1 protein-coding gene is annotated in these 1,775 nt (G+C 42.0%); it reads left to right on the top strand.

The window, feature by feature from the left end; genetic code table 11:
* The first annotated feature begins 431 nt into the window (after positions 1–431).
* Positions 432–1,712: an IS110 family transposase gene (locus tag B5F18_RS12335; RefSeq protein ID WP_087157933.1), complete on the top strand. Its 1,281-nt coding sequence runs from the start codon at positions 432–434 to the stop codon at positions 1,710–1,712.
* Positions 1,713–1,775 lie beyond the last annotated feature (63 nt).

Below are 1,775 nucleotides of genomic sequence, written 5' to 3'. Positions count from 1 at the left end.
TCCTCCTCGTATAATAAGTTTGTAAGCATAAAACAGCTTACAGACTTATTCTTTTTTGATTAGACAGAAGGATAATTCTAAACATCCTTTCAGAAGAGGCTTCTTCCTAAATGCTGGTTCATCCTTTCTCTGTCTAATGGTTAATAAGTTACTTTATAGTCATGGTCCCAGATGTTACAATAAGTTTCATAAGAACTGTAGCTATGGTGATTGCTTCATTCCTCCTGCAAAGCTTTTGCTATTGCCATGAAAGCATGCAACCCTAATGCTGCGCTAAGACTTATTACACAAATGCTGCATTCTGGTATCTAGCCGCCAGCAGGGTATTTCTGCCAGATAATGCTCATAACGCGAGGTTTAGGATGGCGTAGTGATCTGGGATAAACCATGATTACTCTTCTTCATTTTTTATTGAAAGGTGGTGATGATCCGTGAAAGAACCTATTGATTACCTCTCAACACTGTTTGTTGGGATTGACATTGCATCCCGTATCCATGTTGTTTCTGCACTTGATTTTAATGAGAAGTTCTACATCAAGATGAAACCGGTAGAAAATACTCAGGAAGGTGCAGCTTTTATTGAACAGATGATCTCTGATGTCTTAGAACATAACCATCAGTTCAAATTCGTTGTGATCGGTATGGAAGCTACTGGTTTCTACGGTGTCCATCTGGCTAATTATCTTTCTGCCAGTGGCCTGCTTGCGCCATTCTCTGTCAGAGTTTACTGCCTCAATCCAAAGGAAGTTAAGAACTACAAGAAGTCCTTTAACGACATCGGAAAGAATGATGGCATAGATTCTTACGTGATCGCTGATTTTGCCCGTGTAGGACGTATTGCGATCAAACCCTGGCGTGGTTCCCAATACCTTGCCCTCCAGCGTCTTACCAGACACCGTATGCACATTACGGAATGTATTGCAAGAGAAAAGACTTACATGCTTAACAACATCTATCTCAAGTTCAGTGAATACGCATTACTTCGTGATGGGCAACATCCATTCGCTAACAAATATGGTGCCACAGCTGAAGCCATTCTTACTGAGTACACAACGAATGAAGAGCTCGTAAACTCCCCGGTAGAAGACCTTGTCGCTTTTATTAACTCTAAGAGCAAGGGCCGTATCGCTGATCCGGAAGAAACAGCAAAGATAATACAGGCTGCAGCACGTAACTCATACAGACTTGATAAATGTCTCTATGAACCGCTTACAATCTCAATCGCCTCTTCCTTTAACTGTATCAGCTCCTTTGAAAAAGAACTAAAAGCGATTGATAAAGCAATTCTTCAAACAGTTCAGGGCTTAAACCCTGACGAGTACACGGTACTGAATTCCATTCCCGGAATCGGTAAGGTTTATTCAGCAGGTATCTTAGCTGAAATGGGGTCTGTGAAAGCTTTTCGCAATGCCAACGCTCTCGCAAAATACTGCGGGATCGTTTGGAACGATAACGACTCTGGCGACTTCATAGCCGAAGACAAACACATGAGCAAGGCCGGCAACAGATATCTGCGTTATTACATCATAGAAGCTACCGGAAGTGTTATAAGACACTGTCCTGAGTACCGGGCATTCTATGACAAGAAATATGCTGAAACCAGAACACATCAGCATAAACGAGCACTCGCGTTGACTTCCCGTAAATTTATACGTCTGCTCTTTGGTCTGCTGGACAAAGGCCAACTCTACTCTCCGGAAAAGAGTAGGTAATCCATATCGAATTCCTAACTTACGCCTTTTTTGAAAAATACGTCGTAGGTCTATTAAGGTTAC

This window comes from Lachnoclostridium sp. An181 (assembly GCF_002160325.1).
In the GTDB taxonomy this organism is placed as follows: domain Bacteria; phylum Bacillota; class Clostridia; order Lachnospirales; family Lachnospiraceae; genus An181.
Note: the sequence above shows the minus strand (reverse complement) of the source record. Positions and strands in the feature narration are given on the sequence as shown.